This is a genomic window from Pedococcus ginsenosidimutans (assembly GCF_039544395.1).
Classification (GTDB): Bacteria; Actinomycetota; Actinomycetes; order Actinomycetales; family Dermatophilaceae; genus Pedococcus; species Pedococcus ginsenosidimutans.
The window spans coordinates 553,746-577,964 of record NZ_BAABLO010000001.1; the positions used below are offsets into that span (position 1 = coordinate 553,746).

At 72.3% G+C, this 24,219-nt stretch carries 22 protein-coding genes; 10 read left to right on the top strand and 12 right to left on the bottom strand.

Annotated elements, in window-relative coordinates:
- Positions 1–53: 53 nt before the first annotated feature.
- Positions 54–443 (top strand): VOC family protein, encoded by a 390-nt coding sequence (locus tag ABEA42_RS02785; protein ID WP_345501012.1) that lies wholly within the window; start codon positions 54–56, stop codon positions 441–443.
- Here the strand turns inward: ABEA42_RS02785 and pntB are convergent.
- Both pntB and ABEA42_RS02795 read right to left on the bottom strand, forming a co-directional pair.
- Entirely contained in the window at positions 440–1,825 is a 1,386-nt protein-coding gene (gene pntB, locus ABEA42_RS02790; protein ID WP_345501014.1) for a Re/Si-specific NAD(P)(+) transhydrogenase subunit beta, read from the bottom strand. The genes ABEA42_RS02785 and pntB overlap by 4 nt on opposite strands.
- 6 nt (positions 1,826–1,831) lie before the next feature.
- Positions 1,832–3,367 carry a Re/Si-specific NAD(P)(+) transhydrogenase subunit alpha gene (locus ABEA42_RS02795; protein ID WP_345501015.1) on the bottom strand — a complete coding sequence of 512 codons (1,536 nt, stop codon included), beginning with the start codon at positions 3,365–3,367 and terminating at the stop codon, positions 1,832–1,834.
- 224 nt (positions 3,368–3,591) lie between these two features.
- On the opposite strand from ABEA42_RS02795, the gene ABEA42_RS02800 reads away from it, so the two are divergent.
- The gene (locus ABEA42_RS02800) at positions 3,592–4,428 is read left to right on the top strand and encodes a sigma-70 family RNA polymerase sigma factor (protein WP_345501016.1); all 837 of its coding nucleotides are present in this window, start codon (positions 3,592–3,594) and stop codon (positions 4,426–4,428) included.
- A gap of 134 nt (positions 4,429–4,562) precedes the next feature.
- The gene (locus tag ABEA42_RS02805) at positions 4,563–4,799 is read left to right on the top strand and encodes a hypothetical protein (protein WP_345501018.1); all 237 of its coding nucleotides are present in this window, start codon (positions 4,563–4,565) and stop codon (positions 4,797–4,799) included.
- A gap of 88 nt (positions 4,800–4,887) precedes the next feature.
- Here ABEA42_RS02805 and ABEA42_RS02810 read toward each other — a convergent pair whose 3' ends face one another.
- The 3 genes from ABEA42_RS02810 to ABEA42_RS02820 are packed head-to-tail and all read right to left on the bottom strand — an operon-like array spanning position 4,888 to position 6,718.
- Entirely contained in the window at positions 4,888–5,067 is a 180-nt protein-coding gene (locus ABEA42_RS02810) for a hypothetical protein (protein ID WP_345501019.1), read from the bottom strand.
- Between the two features lie 50 nt (positions 5,068–5,117).
- Positions 5,118–6,092 carry a pirin family protein gene (locus ABEA42_RS02815; RefSeq protein WP_345501020.1) on the bottom strand — a complete coding sequence of 325 codons (975 nt, stop codon included), beginning with the start codon at positions 6,090–6,092 and terminating at the stop codon, positions 5,118–5,120.
- 53 nt (positions 6,093–6,145) lie between these two features.
- A complete protein-coding gene (locus ABEA42_RS02820) occupies positions 6,146–6,718 on the bottom strand; it encodes a MarR family winged helix-turn-helix transcriptional regulator (RefSeq protein ID WP_345501022.1) in 573 nt (190 codons plus the stop codon).
- 106 nt (positions 6,719–6,824) lie between these two features.
- Here ABEA42_RS02820 and ABEA42_RS02825 point away from each other — a divergent pair, with 106 nt between their 5' ends.
- Positions 6,825–8,996, top strand: coding sequence for an MMPL family transporter (locus tag ABEA42_RS02825; RefSeq protein ID WP_345501024.1), 2,172 nt, complete (start codon positions 6,825–6,827; stop codon positions 8,994–8,996).
- Here the strand turns inward: ABEA42_RS02825 and ABEA42_RS02830 are convergent.
- The gene (locus ABEA42_RS02830; RefSeq protein ID WP_425571974.1) at positions 8,967–10,595 is read right to left on the bottom strand and encodes an AMP-binding protein; all 1,629 of its coding nucleotides are present in this window, start codon (positions 10,593–10,595) and stop codon (positions 8,967–8,969) included. The genes ABEA42_RS02825 and ABEA42_RS02830 overlap by 30 nt on opposite strands.
- Before the next feature lie 103 nt (positions 10,596–10,698).
- Between ABEA42_RS02830 and ABEA42_RS02835 the strand changes: the two genes are divergently transcribed.
- A complete protein-coding gene (locus ABEA42_RS02835; RefSeq protein WP_345501027.1) occupies positions 10,699–12,336 on the top strand; it encodes an ABC-F family ATP-binding cassette domain-containing protein in 1,638 nt (545 codons plus the stop codon).
- Positions 12,337–12,345: 9 nt separating this feature from the next.
- On the opposite strand, the gene ABEA42_RS02840 is transcribed toward ABEA42_RS02835, so the two are convergent.
- The 4 genes from ABEA42_RS02840 to ABEA42_RS02855 form a co-directional block, all read right to left on the bottom strand.
- The gene (locus ABEA42_RS02840; RefSeq protein WP_345501029.1) at positions 12,346–13,176 is read right to left on the bottom strand and encodes an SDR family oxidoreductase; all 831 of its coding nucleotides are present in this window, start codon (positions 13,174–13,176) and stop codon (positions 12,346–12,348) included.
- Positions 13,177–13,362: 186 nt separating this feature from the next.
- On the bottom strand, positions 13,363–15,519 hold the full coding sequence (locus ABEA42_RS02845; protein WP_345501031.1) for an MDR family MFS transporter: 2,157 nt from the start codon (positions 15,517–15,519) through the stop codon (positions 13,363–13,365).
- A complete protein-coding gene (locus tag ABEA42_RS02850; RefSeq protein ID WP_345501033.1) occupies positions 15,519–16,079 on the bottom strand; it encodes a MarR family winged helix-turn-helix transcriptional regulator in 561 nt (186 codons plus the stop codon). Before ABEA42_RS02850 ends, ABEA42_RS02845 begins: the two co-directional genes overlap by 1 nt.
- 172 nt (positions 16,080–16,251) lie before the next feature.
- Positions 16,252–16,698 carry a MarR family winged helix-turn-helix transcriptional regulator gene (locus ABEA42_RS02855; protein ID WP_345501035.1) on the bottom strand — a complete coding sequence of 149 codons (447 nt, stop codon included), beginning with the start codon at positions 16,696–16,698 and terminating at the stop codon, positions 16,252–16,254.
- A 78-nt stretch (positions 16,699–16,776) separates the two neighbouring features.
- Here ABEA42_RS02855 and ABEA42_RS02860 point away from each other — a divergent pair, with 78 nt between their 5' ends.
- Positions 16,777–17,409, top strand: a complete 633-nt coding sequence (locus ABEA42_RS02860) for an HAD family hydrolase (protein ID WP_345501036.1) — start codon at positions 16,777–16,779, stop codon at positions 17,407–17,409.
- 13 nt (positions 17,410–17,422) lie between these two features.
- Here ABEA42_RS02860 and ABEA42_RS02865 read toward each other — a convergent pair whose 3' ends face one another.
- On the bottom strand, positions 17,423–19,321 hold the full coding sequence (locus ABEA42_RS02865; RefSeq protein ID WP_345501037.1) for a potassium transporter Kup: 1,899 nt from the start codon (positions 19,319–19,321) through the stop codon (positions 17,423–17,425).
- 139 nt (positions 19,322–19,460) lie between these two features.
- Between ABEA42_RS02865 and ABEA42_RS02870 the strand changes: the two genes are divergently transcribed.
- The 3 genes from ABEA42_RS02870 to ABEA42_RS02880 are packed head-to-tail and all read left to right on the top strand — an operon-like array spanning position 19,461 to position 21,477.
- On the top strand, positions 19,461–20,690 hold the full coding sequence (locus ABEA42_RS02870) for a pyridoxal phosphate-dependent aminotransferase (protein WP_345501038.1): 1,230 nt from the start codon (positions 19,461–19,463) through the stop codon (positions 20,688–20,690).
- A complete protein-coding gene (locus ABEA42_RS02875; RefSeq protein WP_345501039.1) occupies positions 20,690–21,115 on the top strand; it encodes a fluoride efflux transporter FluC in 426 nt (141 codons plus the stop codon). Before ABEA42_RS02870 ends, ABEA42_RS02875 begins: the two co-directional genes overlap by 1 nt.
- Positions 21,112–21,477 (top strand): fluoride efflux transporter FluC, encoded by a 366-nt coding sequence (locus tag ABEA42_RS02880; protein WP_345501041.1) that lies wholly within the window; start codon positions 21,112–21,114, stop codon positions 21,475–21,477. Before ABEA42_RS02875 ends, ABEA42_RS02880 begins: the two co-directional genes overlap by 4 nt.
- 79 nt (positions 21,478–21,556) lie before the next feature.
- On the opposite strand, the gene ABEA42_RS02885 is transcribed toward ABEA42_RS02880, so the two are convergent.
- A complete protein-coding gene (locus ABEA42_RS02885; protein WP_345501042.1) occupies positions 21,557–23,074 on the bottom strand; it encodes an MFS transporter in 1,518 nt (505 codons plus the stop codon).
- Between the two features lie 102 nt (positions 23,075–23,176).
- Here ABEA42_RS02885 and ABEA42_RS02890 point away from each other — a divergent pair, with 102 nt between their 5' ends.
- Positions 23,177–24,169, top strand: a complete 993-nt coding sequence (locus ABEA42_RS02890) for a helix-turn-helix transcriptional regulator (RefSeq protein WP_345501043.1) — start codon at positions 23,177–23,179, stop codon at positions 24,167–24,169.
- The last annotated feature ends 50 nt before the right edge of the window (positions 24,170–24,219 follow it).

The following is a 24,219-nucleotide window of genomic DNA, read 5'->3' on the forward strand; positions in this document are numbered from 1 at the left end:
CCTCGCAACCCACGCCGGTCCCGTCGACGGCGGCCACGCGCCATACTCGCGCCATGAAGCTCGCCGTCGTCCTCGACTGCCTCGACGCGCCCGCCCTCGTGCCCTTCTGGGCCGCAGCCCTCGGCTACAGGCACGTCGCCTCGGTCCCGGGGTTCGAGGTGCTGGCCACCGGCGACGAGCGCGGCGCCCCCACCTTCGTGCTCCAGCAGGTCGCCGAGCCGAGGCTGGGCAAGAACCGGATGCACCTCGACGTCCACCCGCCGCTCGAGGTCGGCGTCCCGGCGCTCGTGGCCACCCTGGAGTCCCTGGGTGGGCGGCGGCTCGGCGAGCCGGTCACCGAGCTGCTCGACGTCCTCGGCATCTGGTGGCAGACGATGACGGATCCCGAGGGCAACGAGCTCGACGTCGTCGCCGACCCGGGCCACCCGCTGCCCGTCGCCTAGAGCGCCTTGATGATGTCCTCGACCCGCTCCTTGGCGTCGCCGAAGAGCATCTGGCTGTTCTCCTTGAAGAACAACGGGTTCTGCACCCCGGCGTAGCCCGTGGCCATCGAACGCTTGAACACGACGACGTTGCGCGCCTTCCAGACCTCGAGCACCGGCATCCCGGCTATGGGGCTGCCGGGGTCCTCGGCGGCCGACGGGTTCACGGTGTCGTTGGCGCCGATCACGAGCACGACGTCGGTGCCGGACAGGTCGCCGTTGATCTCGTCCATCTCGAGGACGATGTCGTAGGGGACCTTGGCCTCGGCGAGCAGCACGTTCATGTGCCCGGGCAGGCGCCCGGCGACCGGGTGGATCCCGAACCGGACGTCGACGCCCTTCTTGCGCAGCTGCGAGGTCAGCTCCGCGACCGGGTACTGCGCCTGCGCCACCGCCATCCCGTAGCCGGGGGTGATCACGACGGAGGAGGCGTCCCGCAGCAGCTCGGCGACGTCGGCGGCGTTGGTCTCGCGGTGCTCGCCGTAGTCCTTGTCCTCCCCCAGCGACACCTCCTGGCCGAAACCACCGGCGATGACGGAGACGAACGAGCGGTTCATCGCCTTGCACATGATGTAGCTGAGGATCGCACCCGAGGACCCGACGAGGGCCCCGGTGACGATGAGCAGGTCGTTGCCGAGCATGAAGCCCGCCGCGGCGGCCGCCCAGCCCGAGTAGCTGTTGAGCATCGACACGACGACCGGCATGTCGCCACCCCCGATGGAGGCGACGAGGTGCCACCCGAACGCGAGCGCCACGACCGTCATGAGCAGCAGGGGCACGACCGATCGCGAGCCCACGAACCACACGAGCAGGCCGGCCGAGACCACCAGCGCCGCGAGGTTGAGCCAGTGGCGGGCCGGGAGCATGAGGGGCGAGGACCTGATCCGCGCGCTCAGCTTGAGGAACGCCACGATCGAGCCGGTGAAGGTCACCGCGCCGATGAAGACGCCGAGGAAGACCTCGACGAGGTGGATGGTGGCGCCGGAGCCGGTGTCGCCGCCCTCGACGAACGAGTTGAACCCGACGAGCACCGCGGCGAGGCCGACGAACGAGTGGAGCATGGCCACGAGCTCGGGCATCTGCGTCATCTCGACGACCCGTGCCCGCCACAGCCCGATCGAGCCACCGATGGCCATGGCCACGAGGACGAACAGCAGCGTGAGCAGGGCGTTGGCGGACTGCGAGGCGGACAGCCAGATGGTCGCCGCGAGGGCGATGACCATGCCGGTCACCCCGAAGGCGTTGCCCTCCTTGGCCTTCTCGTGGCGCGAGAGCCCGGCGAGGGAGAGGACGAAGAGGACGGCCGAGACGATGTATGCCGCCTGGACGAGGTTGCGGGTCACGTCGGGTCAGTCCTTCCGGAACATCTGGAGCATGCGGCCGGTCACGGCGAACCCACCGAAGATGTTGATGCTCGCGATGACGATGCCGATGAAGGCGAGGACGGCCACGACCGTGCTGTTGCTGCCGACCTGCAGGATCGCGCCGACGAGGATGATGCCGCTGATCGCGTTGGTCTCGGCCATGAGCGGGGTGTGCAGGGCGTGGGCGACGTTGGAGATGACGTAGAAGCCCACGATGACGGCCAGCGCGAACACGGTGAAGTGGCCGAGGAAGACCGACGGCGAGCCGGCCGCCACGAGGCCGAACACCACGGCCGCCAGGCCCATCGCGACGTACCTGCGCCGGGGGTCCGGTGGTGGCTTGGGGGCCGCCGGCTCCGGTGGGGTGGCCGCGGCCGTTGCCGCCGGGGCCGCGCTCACCTGGACCGGCGGCGGTGGCCAGAGCGTCTCGCCGTCACGGCACACCGTCATGCCGCGCTGCACGACGTCGTCGAGGTCGAGCACCACCCGGCCGTCCTTGCCCGGGGTGAGGAGCTTGAGCAGGTTGACGAGGTTGGTGCCGAACAGCTGGCTCGCCTGCGTAGGCAGCCGCCCGGGCAGGTCGGTGTAGCCGATGATCTTGACGCCGTTGGCGGTGGTGACCAGCTCGTCGGCGACCGACCCGGCCACGTTCCCCCCGCTCGCGGCGGCCATGTCCACGACGACCGAGCCGGGCTTCATCGACGCCACCATCTCCTCGGTGAGCAGCCGGGGGGCGGGCCGTCCGGGGATCAGCGCGGTGGTGATGACGATGTCGACGTCCCCGGCCTGCTCGGCGTAGAGCGCGGCGGCCTTGGCGTTGAAGTCCTCCCCCATCTCCTTGGCGTACCCGGTGGCAGAGGGGCCCTCGTCGGCGACGTCGATGCGCAGGAACTCGGCACCCATCGACTCGACCTGCTCGCCCACCTCGGAGCGTGCGTCGAAGGCCCGCACGATCGCGCCGAGGCTGTTGGCCGTGCCGATCGCGGCCAGGCCGGCGACACCTGCCCCGACGACGAGCACCTTGGCGGGCGGGACCTTGCCGGCCGCGGTGACCTGTCCGGTGAACAGGCTGCCGAACTCGTGGGCGGCCTCGATGACCGCCCGGTAGCCGCCGATGTTGGCCATCGACGACAGCACGTCGAGCGACTGTGCGCGGGAGATGCGGGGGACGGCGTCCATCGCGAGGGCGGTGACCCCGGCTGCGGTGAGCCGCTCCACCAGACCCGGGTTGAGCGCCGGGGCGATGAGGCACGCGATGAGGCTGCCGGGTCGGAGGAAGCCGATCTCGCCGTCGGTGGGGGCGTTGACCTTGAGGACGAGGTCCCCCGCCCAGGCCTCGTCGCGGTCCACGACGCGGGCCCCGGCCGCGACATACGCCTCGTCGGCGAAGGAGGCGCGCCTCCCCGCGCCACGCTCGATCGCGACGTCGTAGCCGAGCCCCACGAGCTGGCCCACCGTCCTGGGCGTCGCGGCGACCCGGGTCTCGCCCGGCTTGGATTCTGCTGGCACACCGATCAGCACTGCTGCTCCCGTCGTTGGGCTCGCGTGGACAGCAACCTAGGGGCAAAGGCGCCGCCGTGGGGGCAGGCTGTGAGCGCAGTCGCGCCCGCGGTCCACGACGTGGACGGCATCCGGACCCGCCGGGCGGCCCGGCCCGCTCGCACCGCATCGAGGCCGCCGGTCACACTCGGGGACCCCGACGCGTCATGGGGGCAGGAGCATCCGATCGTGGAAGGGTCGTCACCGTGGACCGAACCGAAGTCTTCATGGCCGAGAGGCCGAGGCTGGTGGGCCTCGCCACCCGGGTGCTGGCCGACCCGGCCGAGGCCGAGGACGTGGTGCAGCAGGCCTGGCTGCGGCTGCACACCGCCGACGGCGACATCGAGAGCCTGCCCGCCTGGCTGACCACGGTGACCACCCGGCTGTGCCTCGACCGGCTGCGCGCCCGTCGGTCCGTCCCGGTCCCGGAGGTCGAGGTGGCCGAGCGGGCGCCGGACCCGGCCGAGGACGTCGTGCTCGCCGACACCGTGGGGGTCGCCCTGCAGGTGGTGCTCGACCGGCTCTCGCCGCAGGAGCGGGTGGCGTTCGTCCTGCACGACACCTTCGGGTTCGAGTTCTCCACGATCGCCGCGGTGCTGGACAGCACGCCCACCGCAGCCCGCAAGCTCGCGTCCCGCGCCCGGGCCAAGGTCCGCCAGCCGGCGCCCGAGGACGCCCTGGCCGACTGGGAGGTCGTCGACGCGTTCATGTCGGCCGCCCGACGCGGCGACTTCACGCGGCTCGTCCAGCTGCTCGCGCCCGATGCGGTCGTGACCGCTGACGACGCGGCAGTCCTCGCCGGCACGCCGGAGCGGATCGAGGGGCGGCAGGAGGTCGCGACCTTCTTCAACGGCTCGGCGCAGTCCGCGCTGCCCGTCGTCATCGACGACCGCCCGGCCGCCGCGTGGTACCTGCGTGGCGAGGCGAAGGTCCTCTTCGACTTCACCGTCGACGACGGGGTCGTCACGCAGATCACCTTCCGCGCCGGACCGGACGTCCTCTCCCGGGTGGCCCGCCGGGACGGCGCGGTGCCGCGCGACTGAGCACCCGGCGCCCGGCCGTCACCTTTGCGATGGCTGGGACGTCAACCAGGTGGAGCCACACACCGGGAGCACGAACCACAACAGCCCGAACCCGCAGTCTCCGACCAGAGAAGCCCGAACCAGGAGGGACACAGATGAAGACCATGACCTGCCGCCAGCTCGGTGGCCCCTGCGAGCACCAGCACCACGGCGCCACGGCCGACGACGTCATCAAGGCCCAGGACCGGCACCTCAAGGACGCCGCCAAGGCTGGCGACACCGTGCACCTGCCGGCCCACGAGGAGATGAAGGGCCGCTGGCGCCACCCGAAGCGCTCGCTCGGCTGGTACCGCGACACGAAGGCCGCCTTCGCGGCACTCCCCGAGGGCTAGGCGACCCTCCGCGGACCCGAGCGGCCGACCGCACGGCGAAGGCCCCCACCCGACCGGGTGGGGGCCTTCGCACGTGGGGTCCTGCGCCTCAGAAGGCCAGGCCGTTGACGATCAGGGCCATCAGGACGACCAGGGTGACCGCCCCGAGGAGGAGCCCGGCGCCGATCTCGCGCTGGGACTCCTCGTAGGTGCGGTCGCTGTGCAGGTAGTCGTGGGGATAGCGGCCGGCCCGGTGCCGGCCCAGGGACTGCGTGGTGTGCGTGCTCATGGCGCACTCCCTTCATTACGATACGGTCCGTACCGTATCGTAACGCATCCTCAGGCGGTGCCGCCCACGTCGCCGTGCGGGACGGGCTGACCCAGGCGGCCGGCCTGGTAGTCCTCGAACGCCTGCACGAGCTCGGCGCGGTTGTTCATGACGAACGGGCCGGCCCAGGCGACGGGCTCACGGATCGGGAGGCCGCCGAGGACGAGCAGGTCGAGCCCCGCCGCGTACCGCTCCTGCTGGGTGCGGGCCGAGGAGACGCGCAGCGCGTCACCCTTCCCGAGCACCGCGAGCTGGCCGGGACCGATCGGGGTCTGGTCGGGACCGACGAACCCGTCCCCGCTCATGACGTAGACGAGCGCGTTGAAGTCCTTGCGCCAGGGCAGGACGAGCTCGCCGCCGGGGGCCACGGTCGCGTGCACCATCGCCATCGGGGTGTGGGTCGAGCCCGGCCCCGTGATGCCGCCGACCTCACCGGCGATGACGCGCAGCAGCGTGCCGCCGTCGGCCGAGGTGAGCAGGCCGACCTCGGAGGAGCGCAGGTCCTGGTAGTGCGGCGCCCTGAGCTTGTCGACGCGAGGCAGGTTGACCCAGAGCTGGAAGCCGTGGAACAGGCCACCACTGACGACGAGCTGCTCCGGCGGCGCCTCGATGTGCAGGATGCCCGACCCGGCGGTCATCCACTGGGTGTCTCCGTTGGTGATCGTGCCGCCGCCACCGAAGGAGTCCTGGTGGTCGAAGATCCCGTCGATGATGTAGGTCACCGTCTCGAAGCCGCGGTGCGGGTGCCACGGGGTGCCCTTGGGCTCACCCGGCGCGTACTCCACCGCCCCCATCTCGTCCATGTGGATGAACGGGTCGAGGTCCTTGAGGTCGACGCCGGCGAAGGCGCGCTTCACCGGGAACCCCTCACCCTCGAGGCCACCCGGGGCGCTGGACAGGGCGCGGACCGGGCGCTGGACGGCCGTGGGCGCCGGCGCGGGGACGCGCGGGAGCACGGTCAGGTCGGCGACGGTGACAGCAGGCATCTCGACTCTCCTTGTCGTTCAATATTCAACTATCTACAGAACGACGGTGCGCGTCAAGCCATTCCCGGCGGGTCCTCGACCCCGGTGGCGGTGGCGCGCTCGACCGCCTCGACGGCATCGGTGAGGAAGCGCAGCACCGTCTCGCGCTCGGCGACCGAGTAGGACGCGATCGTCTCGCGCATCGTCGAGCCGATCGGCCCGAAGATGCCGCCGGCGACCTCCATCGCCTCGTCGGTCATCTCCACGGCGACCCGGCGCCGGTCGACCTCGCTGTGCGTGCGCCGGACGTGGCCCACGGACTCGAGCCGGCGCAGCAGGGCGGAGGTGGCCGGCGGGCTGAGCGACAGGCGGTGGGCCAGCTCGCCGGGCGAGAGCTCGCCTCCGGACCGCCGGGCCTCGAGCACGTGGGCCAGGGCGTTGAGGTCGGTGCGGTGCAGCCCCACCGCACCGCCGCGGGTGTCGATGTAGCGGTCCATCTCCGTGGCGAAGGCGCGCAGCGCGTCGATGATCTCCAGCGACAGCGCGGGCCCCTGCGGTCGGGGACCCCGCAGGGGACGGCCGGGGGCACCCAGGCGCGCGGAGGACTCGCTCGACCGCGTCACCGGTACCTGTCCGGGCTCTGTCACGGGTCCCTCCTCTCACTGGGCTCGCGCGACATTGTGCCGCACGCTACTGTTTCCATGATAGAACTATTTCTCGATAGAAGTGCATCACTGCGATGGAGGAGACGACGTGAGTGGCGGACATGGGTTCTCGGGGGCGGGGCGCGTCCTCGGCAGGCTGGTGGGGCCCCGCGTGAAGTGGCTGGTCGTCGTGGCGGCGGTGCTCGTCTCCGCGGCCGCCTTTGCCTTCGCCGGTCAGCCCAAGGCGGTCTCCACCACGGCCGCCTCACTGCCCGACAGCGCCGAGGCGGCCCAGGTCGCCGCCCTGCGCGAGCAGCTCCCCTCCAGTGGCGTCACCCCGGCGATCGTCGTCTACAAGGCCGCCTCGGGCGAGGTCGACACCCAGGCCGTCGAGGCCTCGCGAGCCCGGGCCGTCGCCGCCGTCCAGAAGTGGGCGCCCACCAGCGCGGGCGCGGGCGGCGGGGCCCCGGCCACGACGATCCCGCCGCAGCTGTCGAAGGACAAGGGCACCGCCCTGGTCCTCGTGCCCCTCAAGGCCGACCTGCCCGACGGCGACAACTCCGAGGCCGTCAAGGCCCTGCGTGCCGCGGTCCGCGAAGGCCTGCCGCAGGGCCTCACCGCCACGGTCACCGGCGGCCCTGCGTTCGGGGCCGACATCGGCGCGGTCTTCGACGGAGCCGACATCCGCCTGCTCGGCGCCACCGCCGGCGTGGTCGCCCTCCTGCTCCTGGTCACCTACCGCAGCCCGTGGCTGTGGCTGGTGCCGCTGACCGTCGTCGGCACCGGCGACCAGGTCGCGAGCAAGGCGCTCACCGTGCTCTCCCGCATCAGCGAGGTCCGCGCCGACGGCGCCGTCACCGGCATCACCTCGGTGCTCGTCTTCGGCGCGGGCACCAACTACGCGCTGCTGCTCATCGCCCGCTACCGGGAGGAGCTGCGGCGCACCGAGGACCGCCACGACGCCATGCGTGCCGCGCTGGGCTCGGCCGCCCCGGCGATCCTGGCCAGCGGCGGCACCGTGATCCTCGCCCTGCTCAGCCTCGGCCTCGCCGAGGACCCCTTCGCCCAGTCGCTCGGGTACGCCGGCGCCATGGGGATCGCGGTCGCCCTCCTCTACGCGCTGCTCGTGCTCCCGGCCGCCATGGTCCTCTTCGGCCGCCGCCTCTTCTGGCCCTTCGTACCCCGTGTGGGCACCCTCGACCCCAGCCACGCCGGGGTGTGGCGTCGCCTCGGCGACGCCGTCACCGGCCGTCCCGTGGTCGTCGGCCTCGCCGCCGTGGCGGTGCTGGTCACCCTGGCCCTCGGCGGGCTCAGCCTGTCGGTCGGCCAGTCGCCCAACGAGCAGTTCCTCGAGAAGCCGGAGGCGGTCGTCGGTCAGGAGCAGCTCGCCGCCGCGTTCCCGGCCGGGACGAGCGAGCCCGCGACCATCATCGCCAGGGCCTCGACCGCGGACGCCGTCACGAAGGCCGCCCAGGGCGTGGCCGGAGTGCAGGAGGTCCGCAAGGCCGGCGGTGGTGACCAGCTCGTCGAGCTGAGCGCGGTCCTCGACGCCTCACCGGGGACGACCAAGGCCTTCGACCAGGTGCGGGCGTTGCGCACCGCCGTGCACGCCGTACCCGGTGCCGACGCCCTCGTGGGCGGCACCGACGCCGAGGCCCTCGACGCCCGCACCACCGCCGACCGCGACCGGTGGCTGCTGTTCCCGCTCATTCTCGGGATCGTGGTCGTCGTGCTGCTGCTCCTGCTGCGCTCGGTCGTGGCGGCGCTGGTCCTCGTGGCCACCGTGATCGCCACCTACGTCGCGAGCATGGGCGCGAGCTGGTTCGCGTTCCAGCACCTGCTCGACTACCCGCCACTGGCCGTCAGCACCCCGCTGCTGGCGTTCCTGTTCCTCGTCGCGCTCGGCGTCGACTACAACATCTTCCTCACGACCCGGGCGCGCGAGGAGGCCGCCGGTGGCTCGCACGCCCGCGAGTCGATCGTCATGGCGCTGGCGGTCACCGGTGGCGTCATCACCAGCGCCGGCATCCTGCTGGCGGCGGTGTTCGCGGTCCTGGGGGTGCTGCCCCTGGTGCAGCTGGCGCAGATCGGTGTGATCGTCGGGTTCGGCGTCCTGCTCGACACGCTCCTGGTGCGGTCGGTCCTGGTCCCGGCGGTGGTCAGCCTGCTCGGCGAGCGGTTCTGGTGGCCGAGCCACCCGGCCGACCGCGCGGCCGGCCAGGCCGCCGGCCGCTCAGCGGACCGGGCGGGGTCAGCCGCCGAGCCCGAGGTCAGCCACTGACTTCTCCCGCATCTCGACCTTGCGCACCTTGCCCGTCACGGTCATCGGGAACTCTTCGACGACCATGACGTAGCGCGGGATCTTGTAGTGGGCGAGCTGACCCGTCGCGAACGCCCTCACGGCCTCCGCGTCGAGCGGCTCGGCCCCGTCACGCATGCGGATCCACGCGCACAGCTCCTCGCCGTACTTCTCGTCCGGGACCCCGATGACCTGGGCGTCGAGGATATCGGGGTGGGTGTAGAGGAACTCCTCGACCTCGCGCGGGTAGATGTTCTCGCCACCGCGGATGACCATGTCCTTGATGCGGCCGGTGATCTGGACGTAGCCCGACTCGTCCATGACGGCGATGTCGCCGGTGTGCATCCAGCCGTCGACCAGCACCTCGGCGGTCTTGTCGGGCTGCTCCCAGTAGCCGAGCATCACCGAGTATCCCTTGGTGCAGAACTCCCCGGCCTGGCCCCGCGGCAGCGTCTCCCCCGTGAGCGGGTCGACGACCTTGATCTCCAGGTGCGGCCCGACGCGCCCGACCGTGCCGACCTTCTGCTCGAAGGTGTCGTCGGTGCGGTTCTGCGTCGAGACCGGCGACGTCTCGGTCATGCCGTAGGCGATGGTCATCTCGGTGATCCCCGCCTCGATGAGCTTGGTCATCATCGTTGCAGGACAGGGAGATCCGGCCATGATGCCGGTGCGCACCGAGGACAGGTCGTACTCCGCGAAGTCCGGGAGCGACCACTCCGCGATGAACATCGTGGGCACGCCGTACAGCGAGGTGCACCTCTCCTCGGCCGCCGCCCGCAGGGTCGCGGCGGGGTCGAACCCGGGCGCCGGGATGACCATCGCGGCACCGTGGGTGGTGGCCGCCAGGTTGCCCATGACCATGCCGAAGCAGTGGTAGAAGGGCACCGGGATGCAGATCCGGTCGGCCTCGGTGTAGCGGCACAGCTCGCCCACGAAGTAGCCGTTGTTGAGGATGTTGCGGTGGCTGAGGGTCGCCCCCTTCGGGAACCCGGTGGTGCCCGACGTGTACTGGATGTTGATCGGGTCGTGGCGGTCGAGGCCCGCCTGCACCTGCGCCACCTGCTCGACGGTGACCTCGCCGGCCCGGGCCAGCAGGGCGTCCCAGCTCTCGCGGCCCAGGACGTACGCCCCGACCACCGCCGGGCAGCGGTCGCGGACCTCCTCCAGCATCGCCACGTAGTCGCTGGACCTGAAGGACTCGGCGAGGAAGAGGTGGGAGATGCCCGCCTGGTTGAGGACGAACTCGAGCTCGTGGGTGCGGTAGCTCGGGTTGATGTTGACCAGGACCGAGCCGATCTTGGCGGTGGCGTACTGCACGAGCGTCCACTGCGCGCCGTTCGGCGCCCAGATCCCGACCCGGTCGCCCTTGGCCACGCCGGCGGCGAGCAGCGCGCGGGCGAGCAGCTCCACCTCGGCGCCGAGCTCGGCATACGTCCACCGGGTCCCCTGCGCCACGTCGACGAGGGCCTCACGGTCCCCGAACCGCGCGACCGTGGCGTCGAGGTTGTCGGGGATGGTCTGCTCGAGCAGGGGCGGCTCCGTCTCGCCGACGGCGTGCGACAGCGTTGTCATGGTTGCCATCCCACCGTGCAGGGGGCCATCCCACAACCCCGTGTCCGGCGGGTTCGGTGGACGGAAACCCGGTGTCGGCGAGGGGGCCCGCCCGGGTACCGTCGCTGGCGACATGAGTGCCACCCTCAAGGCCACCGACCTCGCCGCCGGCCACGGCGCCCGCGCCCTGTTCTCCGACCTCGACCTGGTCGTCGCCCCCGGCGACGTCGTCGGGCTCGTCGGGGCCAACGGCGCCGGCAAGTCCACCCTGCTGCGGCTGCTCGCCGGCGAGCTGGAGCCGGAGAACGGCTCGGTCTCGCTGAGCCCTCCCACCGCCACCGTCGGGCACCTCCCGCAGGAGCCGGAGCGCCGGCCCAGCGAGACGGTCGCCGGCTTCCTGGCCCGCCGCACGGGCGTCGCCGACGCCGAGGCGACCATGAACGCGGCCGCCGACGCCCTCGCCGACGGCGCGCCCGGCGCCGACGACCGGTACGCCGCCGCGCTGGAGACGTGGCTCGCCCTGGGCGGTGCCGACCTCGACGAGCGGAGCGCCGTGACGGCGGCCTCCCTCGGGCTCGGGGTCGACCTCGGGACGCCGATGAGCGCGCTGTCCGGGGGCCAGGCCGCCCGTGCGGGGCTGGCGGCACTGCTGCTGTCGCGTTACGACGTGCTGCTGCTCGACGAGCCCACCAACGACCTCGACCTCGATGGTCTCGAGCGGCTGGAGCAGTTCGTCAGCGGCCTGCGGAGCCCCGCCGTCATCATCAGCCACGACCGGGAGTTCCTCGCGCGCACGGTCACCCGCGTGGTCGAGCTCGACCTCGCGCAGCAGCAGGTGGCCGTCTACGAGGGCGGCTACGACAGCTACCTCGCCGAGCGCGAGGTGGCCCGGCGGCACGCGCGAGAGGCCTACGAGGAGTTCGCCGACACCAAGGAGCGGCTCGAGCAGCGCGCAGTCACCCAGCGCAACTGGATGACCGTCGGCGTTCGCAACGCCCGCCGCAAGAAGACCGACAACGACAAGTTCATCCCCGCGTTCCGCGCCGAGTCGGCCGAGAAGCAGGCGGCGAAGGCCCGCCAGACGGAGCGGATGATCGAGCGGCTCGAGGTGGTCGAGGAGCCGCGCAAGGAGTGGGAGCTGCGCATGACCATCGCCGCGGCGCCGCGATCGGGTTCGGTGGTGGCCTCCGCCTCGCAGGCCGTGGTGCGCCGGGGCGGCTTCACCCTCGGACCGGTCGACGCCCAGGTCGACTGGGCCGACCGCGTCGTCATCACCGGCGCCAACGGCTCGGGCAAGACGACCCTGCTCGGCGCCCTGCTCGGCACCATCCCGGTGGACGAGGGGACCGCCGGCCTCGGCTCGTCGGTCCGCCTGGGCGAGGTCGACCAGGCGCGCGCCCTGTTCCTCGGTCCCCAGCCGCTCGCCCGGGCGTTCGGCGAGGCGCTGCCCGACTGGCCCGATGCGCAGGTGCGCACCCTGCTGGCGAAGTTCGGGCTCGGCAGCGAGCACGTCCACCGGCCTGCGGCGTCGCTGTCCCCGGGCGAGCGCACCCGCGCCGCCCTGGCGCTCCTGCAGGCCCGCGAGGTCAACCTGCTGGTCCTCGACGAGCCGACCAACCACCTCGACCTCCCGGCGATCGAGCAGCTCGAGCAGGCCCTGGACTCCTTCGGCGGCACGGTGCTGCTCGTGACCCACGACCGCCGGATGCTCGCCGACGTGCGCGCCACCCGCCGCTGGCACCTCGAGGCGGGGCGCCTCACCGAGCTCTGAGCTGCCGCCTCAGCCGATGAACAGGTCGGGCGCGAGGCCCTCGTCACGACCGGTCATGGAGTACGGAGCGAAGTCCTCGACCCCGCGCGAGCGCAGCAGCTCCTCGTCGACGACCGTCTGCCCGTTGAGGGCCTGGCCCGGCGTCACCAACACCTCGTACGCGGCGTCGGCGACGATCTCGGGGCGGCGCGACACCTTGACCATCTGGTCGCCGCCGGGCAGGTTGCCGATGGCGTCCGTGGCCACGAGCGTGGCCGGCCACAGGCAGGTCGAGGAGATGCCCTTGGCGCCCAGCTCGTGCGCGAACCCGAGGGCCGCCAGGGTCATCCCGTACTTCGCCATCGTGTAGGCGGGGTGCCCGCTCAGCCAGCGCGGGTCGAGGTTGATGGGCGGGCTCAGCGTGAGGACCTTGGGGTTCGGCGAGGCGAGCAGGTGCGGGATGGCGGCCCGGGTCAGCATGAACGTCCCACGCACGTTGACGTCCTGCATGAGGTCGTAGCGCTTCGGGTCGAGGTCGACCGAGTGGCTGAGGTTGAGGACGCTCGCGTTGTTGACGACGACGTCGATGCCGCCGAACTGCGCCACCGTCTGCTCGACCGCCGTGGCGATCGTCTCGTCGTCACGGATGTCCCCGACGATCGGCAGCGCGTGGCCGCCGGCCTCCTCGATCGCCCGGGCGGCGGTGTGGATGGTGCCGGCCAGGCGCGGGTCGGGCCGGTCCGTCTTGGCGACCAGGGCGATGTTGGCCCCGTCGCGGGCCGCCCTCGTGGCGATGGCCAGGCCGATGCCGCGGCTGCCGCCGGACATGATGATCGTGGTCCCGCTCAGCGACGTCGTCATGGGGCCTGAGCCTAGTTACCGATCGGTAGCCCCGGAACGCCGTGGAGGCGTGGGGCTCGTCACCCCCGTCGTCTCCCCTCTCGGCTCCTCCTCGTCCAGCCCGGCGAGCACGAAGGGCGGGAACCCCACCCGGGTTCCCGCCCTTCGTGCCCACTCAGGAGGCCTTGCGGCGCCCTGCTGGTCGCCTCACGGCTGGCGGCTGCGCTGGGCCAGCTCGCTGGTGCGCTCCGCCTCGAGCCTCGCCCGGGCGATGATCGCCTCCGCCTCGGCGTGGGCGGCCGCCACCACGTGGTCGGCGGTCGCCTGCGTGCTGCGCAGGAGGGTGAACTCCAGGTCGTGCAGCGCGTCGGCCGCCCGGTGCTGGGAGTGACGACCCTCGGCGGGGTGCTCGAGCTCGTGGATGACGGCGGCCAACCCGGTGTGGAAGTGGCCGAGCGCCGCGTCCACGTCGCGGCCCAGGCCCTGGAGCAGGTCCCGCGCGGCCACGATGGCGTCGTCGCCGGAGCGCACCCGGGCACGGACCTCGTCCTGGGCCGAGGTCAGCACGTCGAGGGCGGCGAGCGCCTTGAGCTCGTGCGACTCGGAGGGCGACTCCTGGGCGAGGGCGCGGCGGGCGCGCAGCTCGGTCCGGGCTTCGGCCACGGGCTCCGACGCGGGCTCCGGCTGGACCTCCGACGCGGTCCCGGTCTCGGGCGCTCCGTCCTCGGGAGCAGCCTGGACGGCCTCCGCCAGGGCGGGGGCACCCGTACCGGTCGCGGCGGCCGTGGCCGCCTCGTCCCCCATCGAGACGGTGGTGCGCAGCGGCGTCTCCTTGACGAAGAGCACGGCGAGGAGGGCGACGAGGCCGGCCACCGCGGCGATGAGGAAGATGTGGCCGGTGGAGTCGCCGTAGGCGGCGCGGACGATCTCGCGCACCGGTGCCGGCATGTCCTTGACGTCGAGCGTCCCGGTGCCACCGCCGGACTGGGCGGCCGCTGCGGCCTTGGGGCCGAGCGCCTTGAGCCCCTCGACGATGTGGTCGCGGACGCCGTTCGCGAGCACGGCCCCGAGGACCGAGACGCCCATCGCGCCACCGAGGGTGCGGAAGAACGCGATGCTCGCCGAGGCCGCACCGATGTCACGGACGTCGACCGAGTTCTGCACGGCCAGGACGAGGTTCTGCATCATCGCGCCCATGCCGAGGCCCATGAGGGCCATGGCCGTGCCGATCTGCCACATGGGGGTGGTGTGGTCGAGCTGGCCGAGCCAGGCGAGGCCGACGGTGAGGAAGACGCCGCCGACGATGATGATCCCCTTCCACCTGCCGGTGTTGCTCACGAACCGGCCACCGAGGGTCGAGGACACCAGCAGGGCGCCCATGAGCGGGATGGTGAGCAGGCCGGCGTGGGTCGGCGTGTAGCCACGGGAGATCTGGAAGTACTGGGTGAGGAAGGTCGTGCCGCCGAACATGGCGACCCCGACCGCGACGCTGGCGACGATGACCAGGCCGGTGGTGAGGTTGCGCAGCAGCCGGATCGGGATGATCGGCTCGGCCGCCCGCAGCTCCACGGCGATGGTCAGGGCGAGGCCCACGAGGGTGCCGCCGAGGTAGAGCCCGGTCTGCGTCGACCACCACGGGAAGTCCTGCCCGGCGAAGGTGACCCACAGGAGGGGCAGCGACGAGGTGATGGCGATGAGCACGGCGCCCAGGTAGTCGATCTTCGGCATCCGCTTGGGCGTGGTGATGTGCAGGGTCGCCTGGAGGATGAACATGGCGATGATCGCGAGCGGGACGCAGACGTAGAACGTCCAGCGCCAGCCCAGGCCGCTGTCGACGATGAAGCCACCGAGGAGCGGGCCGCTCACGGTCGAGACTGCCATGACGGCACCCATGTAGCCGGAGTACCGCCCGCGCTCACGCGGGGCGATCATCGCGCCCATGATCGACTGGGTCAGGGCGGTGAGCCCGCCCATGCCGAGGCCCTGGACGACGCGGCAGGCGATGAGGAAGCCGACGCTGTGCGACTGTCCCGCGGCGATGGAGCCGAGGACGAAGACGCCCAGGGACAGCTGGACGAGCAGCTTCTTGCTGAACAGGTCTGAGAGCTTGCCCCAGATCGGGGTGCTCACGGTGGTGGCGAGCAGCGACGCGGTGATGACCCACGTGTACTGGCGCTGGGTGCCGTGCAGGTCGCCGATGATGGTGGGCAGCGCGGTCGAGACGATGGTGCTGCTGATGAGGGCGGTGAACAGTCCGGCGAGCAGGCCGGTCATGGCCTCGAGGATCTGCTTGTGGCTCATCTCGTCGGCGGCGGGTCGCACGACCGGTTGGCGGGGTGGCGCGGAGGCGGTGGTGGCGGACATCACTGGCTTTCGGTGGTGGGGTGGTTCGTGGTGGCGGGGCGCAGGCTGGGGGCGAGCCCGCTGTGGCGGGGTGCGCCCTGGGCTGCGGCCCGCAGGAGCGCCTGCTCGAGGTGGGCGAGGGTGCCGGGCATCCGCTCGACCTCCTCCTCCGGAACGCCGTCGAGGGCGGCGCCGAGGAGCTCTGCGTACTCGCGCTGGATGGCGGCCAGCTGCTCGCGCCCCGAGTCGGTGAGGATGATGTGGCAGGACCGGGCGTCGTGCTCGTCGCGCTCGCGGGTGACGAGGCCGTCCTCCTCGAGGCGCGGCAGGACCCGGCTGACGACCGAGGGGGCGACGCCCGCGGCGACGGCGAGGTCCCCCGGGCGGTCGCGGCCACCGGTGGCGCGGGACAGCGCCTTGAGGACGGCGACGGGGGTGCCCGACGCACCGAGCTGGTCGTGCCGCTGGCGGGCGACCGCCCGGCTGGCGCGGATGAGGCTGGTGAGGGCGGCGATGACCTCGGCTGGCCCGTCAGGACGGTCGGTGCCTGCGGCGGGCCTGGTCGCGAAGCTGGTGACCACGGCTACTCCTTTGGTTGCAGAACACAACCATAAACCTCCTTGGTTGCCCTATGCAACTTGTCGCGGAGACCGCGGAACACCGGTGGGGTGCGGCCCGGGTACGAATGCCGGGGTGGGCCCCGGAAGTGGACCCGGAGGACAGCCCGGGGGAACAGTCCCCGGAGGCGGCGGATCAGTGGGCGGTGTCGTTGAGCAGCTTCAGGAGCCGCGCCAGCTCGGCGATGTCACCCTGGTCCCACGTCGTCAGCTGCGCCCGCAGCCGTTCGCGGCGTCCTTGGAACGAGCGCTCGAGCGCCTCGGAGCCCAACGGCGTGAGCCGGACCTGGCGGGCGCGCGCGTCGATCGGGTCGGGGACGCGCTCGATGAGGCCGAGCTCCTCGAGCACCGCGAGGTTGCGGCTCATGGTCGACTTGTGGAGGCCGAGGGCCTCGGAGATGTCGCCGCCGCGGGCGCCCCCGCCGGCGTCGCCGAGGTCACGGACGGTGACGAGCACGGCGTACCCGGAGGGGTCGAGGTCCGGGTGGACCTCGGTGGCGGTGCGCTGCTGGGAGCTGCGGGCCCGGCGCAGCAGCCTGGTGAGCTCCGTCTCGAGCTCGCCGTGGGGCGTCGTGGGCGGCATGGGGAAAGAGTAGGGGCGCCGCGGGCTGCTCCGCTGCCGCTGGAGGCAGTCGCTGCGGACTCGTGACAGGGTGGGCCGGTGCAGGGACGCCAGAGCTTCCGCGGCCAGATCGCCGGGGTCGGCAGCTCCAGCGGCACCCGGGTCGTGGTCGGTCGCTGGACCTCCTCCCCCTTCGGCGCCTTCGCCGACGTCATGCTCGAGCAGGCCGACGGCCACCGCGTCCTGCTGGCCCCCAGCCCGGAGGTGGCCGGGTTCGTCGCCGACACCTACGTCTTCGACGAGGTCGTCGTGGGTCCGGTCAGTGCCGCGGTCACGCTCGGGAGGGCCGGCAGCCCGGAGGGCTCACGGTGGGACGTCCGCGCCGGTGAGCTCGTCGCCCGCTTCACGGTCGGGGGCCGCGCTCCGCTGGGCAGGGTGTTGCGCGCCGTACCCGGACGCGTCGGCGACAGCACGGCGTTCGCCACGCTGGTCGGCCCCGTCGCCCGGGTGGTCCTGCGCGGGGTCCGCACCCGCGGTCAGGCCCGGTCGGGGCGCAGGGAGTGGTACGCAGCCCAGGACCTGCACCGCGTCACGTCCCTGTCGGGTCGGTGGCGGGGCACCGAGCTCGGCACGCTCGCGCCGGTGGACCCGCCCTGCCGCTTCGGCTTCTCCTCGACCCCGCGCACGCCCGGGGTGACCCGGGTCGTGACGACCGTGGAGAGCCTGGGCTGACCCCCGTGCCGGGCTAGAGGACGACCGCTGCGCCCATCGCGACCGTCCGGTCCTCAGGCAGGTGGAAGTACTCCGTCGGCGAGGCCGCGTTGTGGGCCAGCCCGACGAAGAGGCGCTTGCGCCAAGCGGGCATCTCGCGACCGACGCCCCGCTGGATGCTGATCCGGGACAGGAAGTAGTAGGCCTCGGCCGGGTCGAGGTCGACCAGACCGCGCTCGCGCGCCTGCGCGAGCGCCTGCGGCACGTCCTGGTCCTCCTGGAAGCCGAAGCTCACCGTCAGGTGGTCGATGGCGTCGTACGGGTCGCCGAGGGGGTCCACCTCGAACCGGTCGTCCGGCGCGACCACGGGGACGTTGGCCGACCGGGTCGTGACGATGAGCACGTGCTCGTGCAGCACGTGGTTGAAGGTGGCGTTCTCCCGCAGCGCGAGCGGGGTCGTGTCCTTGTCGGTGTGCAGGAACACGGCGGTCCCGGGGACCTTCGTCACCGGGTCGGTGCCCAGCCACTCGACGAACGGCCCCAACGGCCCTTCCTTCTCGACACGGCGCTCGGTCACGAGGGTCCGGCCCCGCTGCCACGTGAGCATGACCGTCGCGACGAGGACGGCGATGAGGATGGGGAGCCAGCCGCCGTGCACGACCTTGGTCAGGTTGGCGCCGAAGTAGACCAGCTCGAGCACCGCCAGCGGCACCCCGAGCAGGAGGAGCCGACCCCGGCTCCACCCCCAGGCGGACTCGGCCAGCAGGAGGAACAGGGTGGTGGTGATGAGGAACGTCCCCGTCACCGCGAGCCCGTACGCCGTCGCGAGCTTCTCGGAGGACCGGAACGTCACGAGGAGGAGCAGCACCCCGGCGAACAGCGTCCAGTTCACGGCCGGCACGTAGATCTGCCCGCGCTCGACCCGGGAGGTGTGCCGCACGGTGAGGCGCGGGAGGTAGCCGAGGCGCTCGGCCTGCCGCGACACGGAGTACGCCCCCGAGATCACCGCCTGCGACGCGATGACCGTGGCCAGGGTGGCCAGCACGACGAGCGGCACCTGCGCCCAGCCCGGGGCCATGAGGAAGAACGGGCTGCGCGCCGAGGTCGGGTGCTCGAGGATCATCGCGCCCTGGCCGAGGTAGTTGAGCGTCAGGCACGGGAAGACGACGAAGAACCACGCCCGCCGGATCGGTGAGCGGCCGAAGTGGCCCATGTCGGCGTACAGCGCCTCGGCACCGGTGATGGACAGCACCACCGCGCCCATGGCCACGAACGCGACGAACGGCCGGTCCACCACGAAGAGCACGGCGTAGGACGGGGACAGGCCGCGCAGGATGGCCGGGTCGCGGACGACCTGCCCGATGCCCAGCACCGCGAGCACGGCGAACCACAGCACCATGACCGGGCCGAAGAAGCGTCCCACCAGCTGGGTGCCGAACCGCTGGACGACGAACAGGCCGGTGATGATGACCGCGCCCAGGGGCACGACGAGGTGGCCCAGGCCCGGGGCCGGCACGGCCAGGCCCTCGATCGCCGACATCACCGAGATGGCCGGGGTGATGACGCTGTCGCCGTAGAACAGGGAGGCACCGAGGACGCCGAGGACCATGACCAGCCCGAAGCGCCGACCTCCCGGGCGCACGGAGCTCCTCGCCAGCGCGGCCAGCGCCATCACGCCGCCCTCGCCGTCGTTGTCCGCCCGGAGGATGAAGACGACGTACTTGATGCTCACCACGAGGGTGATCGACCAGAACACCAGGGAGATCACGCCGTACACGTCGCCGGGGGTGGTGGCGACGGCGTTGTGGTCGATGGAGAACACGGTCTGCACCGCGTAGAGCGGGCTCGTCCCGATGTCGCCGAAGACGACGCCGAGGGCGGCGAGCGCCAGCGGCACCCAGCCCTTGCGCGGTGCGTTCGCATGTGAGGTCACAGCCGCCAAGCCTCGCACGCCGACCGCACCACCCCCACCACCCATGGTCCCGAGATCACACCGCGAGACACGGTCCGCGGGTTGGGACACGCCTGCGGCGGGAGCGCCGAGTCGACCCGTCAACTGGAACACTGCACCCGTGCGCCGCATCACCCAGTCCCGCAAGCTGCACCAGGTCCGCTACGACGTCCGCGGGCCGATCCTCGTCGAGGCCCAGCGCCTCGAGGCCGAGGGGCACAAGATCCTCAAGCTCAACATCGGCAACCCCGCGCCCTTCGGGTTCGAGGCGCCCGAGGCCGTGCTGCAGGACATGGTCCACCACCTGCCCAACGCCCAGGGCTACAGCGACTCCCGCGGCATCTACTCGGCGCGCACCGCAGTGGCGCACTACTACCAGTCGCGCGGGCTGACCGACACCCACGTCGACGACGTCTTCATCGGCAACGGCGTCTCCGAGCTCATCTCGATGGTGCTCACGGCGTTCGTCGACGACGGCAACGAGGTCCTCGTCCCGGCGCCCGACTACCCGCTGTGGACCGGCGCGGTGACCCTGGCCGGCGGCACCCCCGTCCACTACCGCTGCGACGAGTCGAACGGCTGGAACCCCGACCTCGAGGACATCGAGTCGAAGATCACGCCCAACACCCACGCCCTGGTCGTCATCAACCCCAACAACCCGACCGGCGCCGTCTACAGCGAGGACGTCGTCCGCGGGCTGGTCGACATCGCCCGCCGCCACGACCTCGTCCTCATGTCCGACGAGATCTACGAGAAGATCCTCTTCGCCGACGAGCACCACCGGCCGGTGCACCACCACACGGCGAGCTTCGCCGGGGACGACGTCCTGTGCCTGACCTTCAGCGGCCTGTCCAAGGCCTACCGGGTGTGCGGGTACCGCGCCGGCTGGGTCATGGTCTCGGGTCCCAAGTCGATGGCCGCCGACTTCCTCGAGGGCCTCACCCTCCTGGCCAACATGCGGATGTGCGCCAACGTCCCGGGGCAGCACGCGATCCAGACCGCCCTCGGCGGCTACCAGTCGATCGAGGAGTACATCCACCCCGGCGGCCGGTTCTACGAGCAGAGCAAGACCGCGTGGCGGCTGCTCAACGAGATCCCCGGTGTCTCGTGCGTCGAGCCGCACGGCGCCCTCTACTGCTTCCCCCGGCTCGACCCCGAGGTCTACGCCATCGACGACGACCAGGCCTTCGTCATCGACCTGTTGCGGGAGAAGAAGATCCTGGTTACCCACGGGACGGGCTTCAACTGGTTCGAGCCCGACCACTTCCGCCTCGTCACCCTGCCCGACGTCGAGGTGCTCACCGAGGCGATCGGCCGGATCGCTGACTTCCTGGAGACCAAGCGCGGCTGATGACCCCGCGCCCACGAAGCCGCGCCCACCGCAGTCGTGTCGGGCTGCTTGCTGCCCTGTCCGGCGGAGGGGTGCTCGGCTCCCTGGGCCGGTACGCCGTGGGCGCGGCCGTGCCCCACCCCACCGGGGGGTTCGCGTGGTCGACCCTGCTGGTCAACGTGACCGGATCGTTCGCCATGGGCGTGCTGGTGGTGTGGGTGCTGTCGATGGACCGCCCCCACCCTCTGCTGCGGCCGTTCCTCGGGGTCGGGGTGCTCGGTGGCTGGACGACCTTCTCGTCGTTCGCCCTCGACGCGCGCACCATGGTCACCGCCGGGCACGGCCTCCTCGCCGCGGCGTACGTCGTGGGGTCGGTCGTCGTCGGGCTGGCCGCAGTCGGCCTCGGGGTCACCCTCGGCGAGCGGACGTTCGGGCCGCGCCCATGACCCTGACCTCCGCGCTCCTCGTCGCGCTCGGGGCCTCCGTCGGCGCGCCCCTGCGCTTCCTCGTCGACCGCTGGGCCCGCAGGCACAGCCGAGCCGGCACCACGCTGGGCACCCTCATCGTCAACCTCGTCGGCTCGTTCCTCCTCGGGGTGGTCGCCGGCCTCCCCGACGCCACCTCCTGGGTCCTGCCGCTCGTCGGGATCGGTTTCTGCGGTGCGCTGACGACGTTCTCGACTCTCGCGTTCGAGCTGTGGGTGTTCCTCGAGCGGCGCGAGTGGAAGCCGTTCGCCGCGACCCTGGGCATCTCCCTGGGCGCCGGCCTCCCCGCCGTCTGGCTGGGGTGGGCCGTCGCCGCCGGGTGACCTCGCCGCCACGAGCACGCGCGGCCGGCGCGAGCACCTGGGTGCTGGCGCCGGCCGACGTGCCCGGACGGCGGCGGTCTCAGTGCCCGCTGGAGCCGGCGGCCCGGTCGGCCGCGACGGGCATCGCGGGCAGCTGGCGGGCCACCACGGCGGCCACGAGCATGAGCCCGACGAGGATCGCGAGCGCGACCTCCATCGCGGGACGGAACATCTCGACGGGCACCGAGGACGCGTGGCTCTCGACCACGGAGAAGAACACCGAGCCGACCACCGCGACGCCCGCCGCGCCGGACAGCTGGCCCGTGGTGCTGAACAGGCCCGACGCCGAACCCGCCTTGTCCACGGGCACGTCCGCCAGGGTGAAGACACCGATCGGCGACACCATGAGGCCGAACCCGGCCCCGGCCACGACGAACGCCGGCACGAAGGACCAGACCGAGGTGCCCGAGTCGGCGCCGTGGACGGCGAGGGCGAACAGCACGGCCCCGGCGGCCCACGTCAACGCACCGACCTGCAGCACCCGACGCCCGATCCGCGGCGCGAGCACGACCACCCCGACGCCGGCGAACATCGTCGTCGTCAACGCGAACGGCACCCCGGCGAGCCCGGCCTTGAGCACCGACCAGCCGAGACCCGCCTGCAGGTAGACGGTCTGGCACAGGAAGTACGAGCTCATCGCGAGGAACAGCAGCGCGTTCAGGGCCGAGCCGGCGGCGAACCCGCGGCCGCGGTAGAGGCTCGTCGCGACGAGCGGCTCGCGCCCGGCCCGCTCGGCGCGCACCTGGGAGCGGGCGAAGACCCCGAGCACCACGGCACCGGCGGCCATCGCGGCGTACACCCAGGCCGGCCACCCGAGCTCGCGACCCATGGTGAGGGGGTAGAGCACCGCGAGCAGCCCCGCGGCCAGGACGGTGACCCCGCGCAGGTCGACCCGCGGGCGGCCGGTGGCCACGGACTCGGGCACCCAGCGCAGCGCGGCGACGACCGCGAGGGCGCCGAACGGGACGTTGACGAGGAAGATCGAGCGCCAGCCGAGGCCACCGAGGTCGGCCTCGGTGAGCAGGGCACCGATGACCGGGCCCAGGACGGCGGAGAGCCCGGCGAGCCCGGTGAACATGCCCATCGCCTTGGCCCGCTCGTGCGGGGCGTACATGACCTGCAGGCTGGACAGCACCTGCGGGATCATCGCGGCCGCGGCCAGGCCCTGCAGCGCGCGGAAGCCGACCAGGGCCGAGGCGTCCGGGGCGAAGCCGCACGCGGCCGACATGAGCGTGAAGCCCACCAGTCCGGCGAGGAAGACCTTCTTGCGGCCCCACAGGTCGCCGAGGCGTGAACCCGTGATGAGGCCGACGGCGAACGCGAGGGGGTAGGCCGCGACCATCCACTGCAGCTGCGCCGCGCTCGCCCGCAGGCCGGTCTCGATGGTGGGCAGGGCGACGTTGACGATCGTGGTGTCGAGCAGCTCCATGGTGGAGGCGAGGAAGAGGCTGAGCAGGGCGATGGTGCGCGCCCGCCCGTACGGCAGGGGGCTGCGGGCGACGGCGCCCTCGGGGGCTTGGACGCCTGCAGGTTCGTCGACGGCGACGGTGGCGGTCATGGTGGTCTCCTCGTGGATGGGGATGGTCCGGGTGCTTCCGTCATCGACGCTAGGGATCCTTCCGGTCAGTTCCTGACCGCTTTCTCGGGCATCCTTGAGGACATGGCCAACACCAGCTCCCGGACGCTGCGCCTGCTGTCCCTGCTCCAGACCCACCGCTTCTGGTCCGGCCCCGAGCTCGCCGGACGGCTCGAGGTGTCCGAGCGCACCCTGCGCCGCGACGTCGAGCGGCTGCGCGAGCTCGGATACCCCGTGGACTCGGTACGTGGCGTCGAGGGCGGCTACCAGCTCGGGGCCGGCGCGACGATGCCCCCGCTCACGGTCGAGGAGGACGAGGCGATCGCGATGGTCGTCGCCCTCAACGGAGCCGCCCAGCTCACCGCGGGCGACCTGTCGCAGGCCTCGGTCAGCGCCCTGTCGAAGGTCGTCCAGGTGCTGCCACCCAGGCTGCGCCGGCGGGCGGAGGCGCTGCGTGCGGTCACCGACGACTCCCCGTTCGCCCAGGCGCCCGCGGTCCACGCCGACGTCCTGGCCAGCGTGGCCCAGGCGATCCGCGACACCGAGCGGGTCCGGTTCACCTACGAGGCGCGCGGGGGCGCCAGCGCCGGCGCCCAGGTCCGGCGCCACGTCGAGCCCCACCGGCTCGTGACCGTGGGCCGCCGCTGGTACCTGCTGGCGTACGACCTCGACCGGCAGGACTGGCGCTCGTTCCGGCTCGACCGGCTCACCGACCCCCTCGGCACCCGTGCCCGGTTCCGCCCGCGCGAGGTGCCCGGCGGGGACGCGGCGGCCTACGTGCGAAAGGGCTTGTCCCGCAGGGAGATCGGCACCGCGGTCACCGCCCTCGTGGACGCGTCCGCGGCGAAGGTGGAGGCGCGTATCGGGCGGTGGGCGACCGTCACGGCCGTGGATGCTCAGAGGTGTCGCATCCAGATGGAGGGTCGGCAGGCGCACTGGGCGGTCTTCGGCCTCGGCGTGCTGGAGGCCCCCTTCACGATCGAGGAGGCACCGGTCGAGGTCCACGAGCTCCTGCGCCGGTGGGGCGAGCACTTCACCGCCGCAGGCAACCCGGCCGGCCCGGCTGCTCGCGGCTGATCCTCGCGCCGACCCTCCCGGCTGACACCGCTCGCTGACAGACTCGGGGC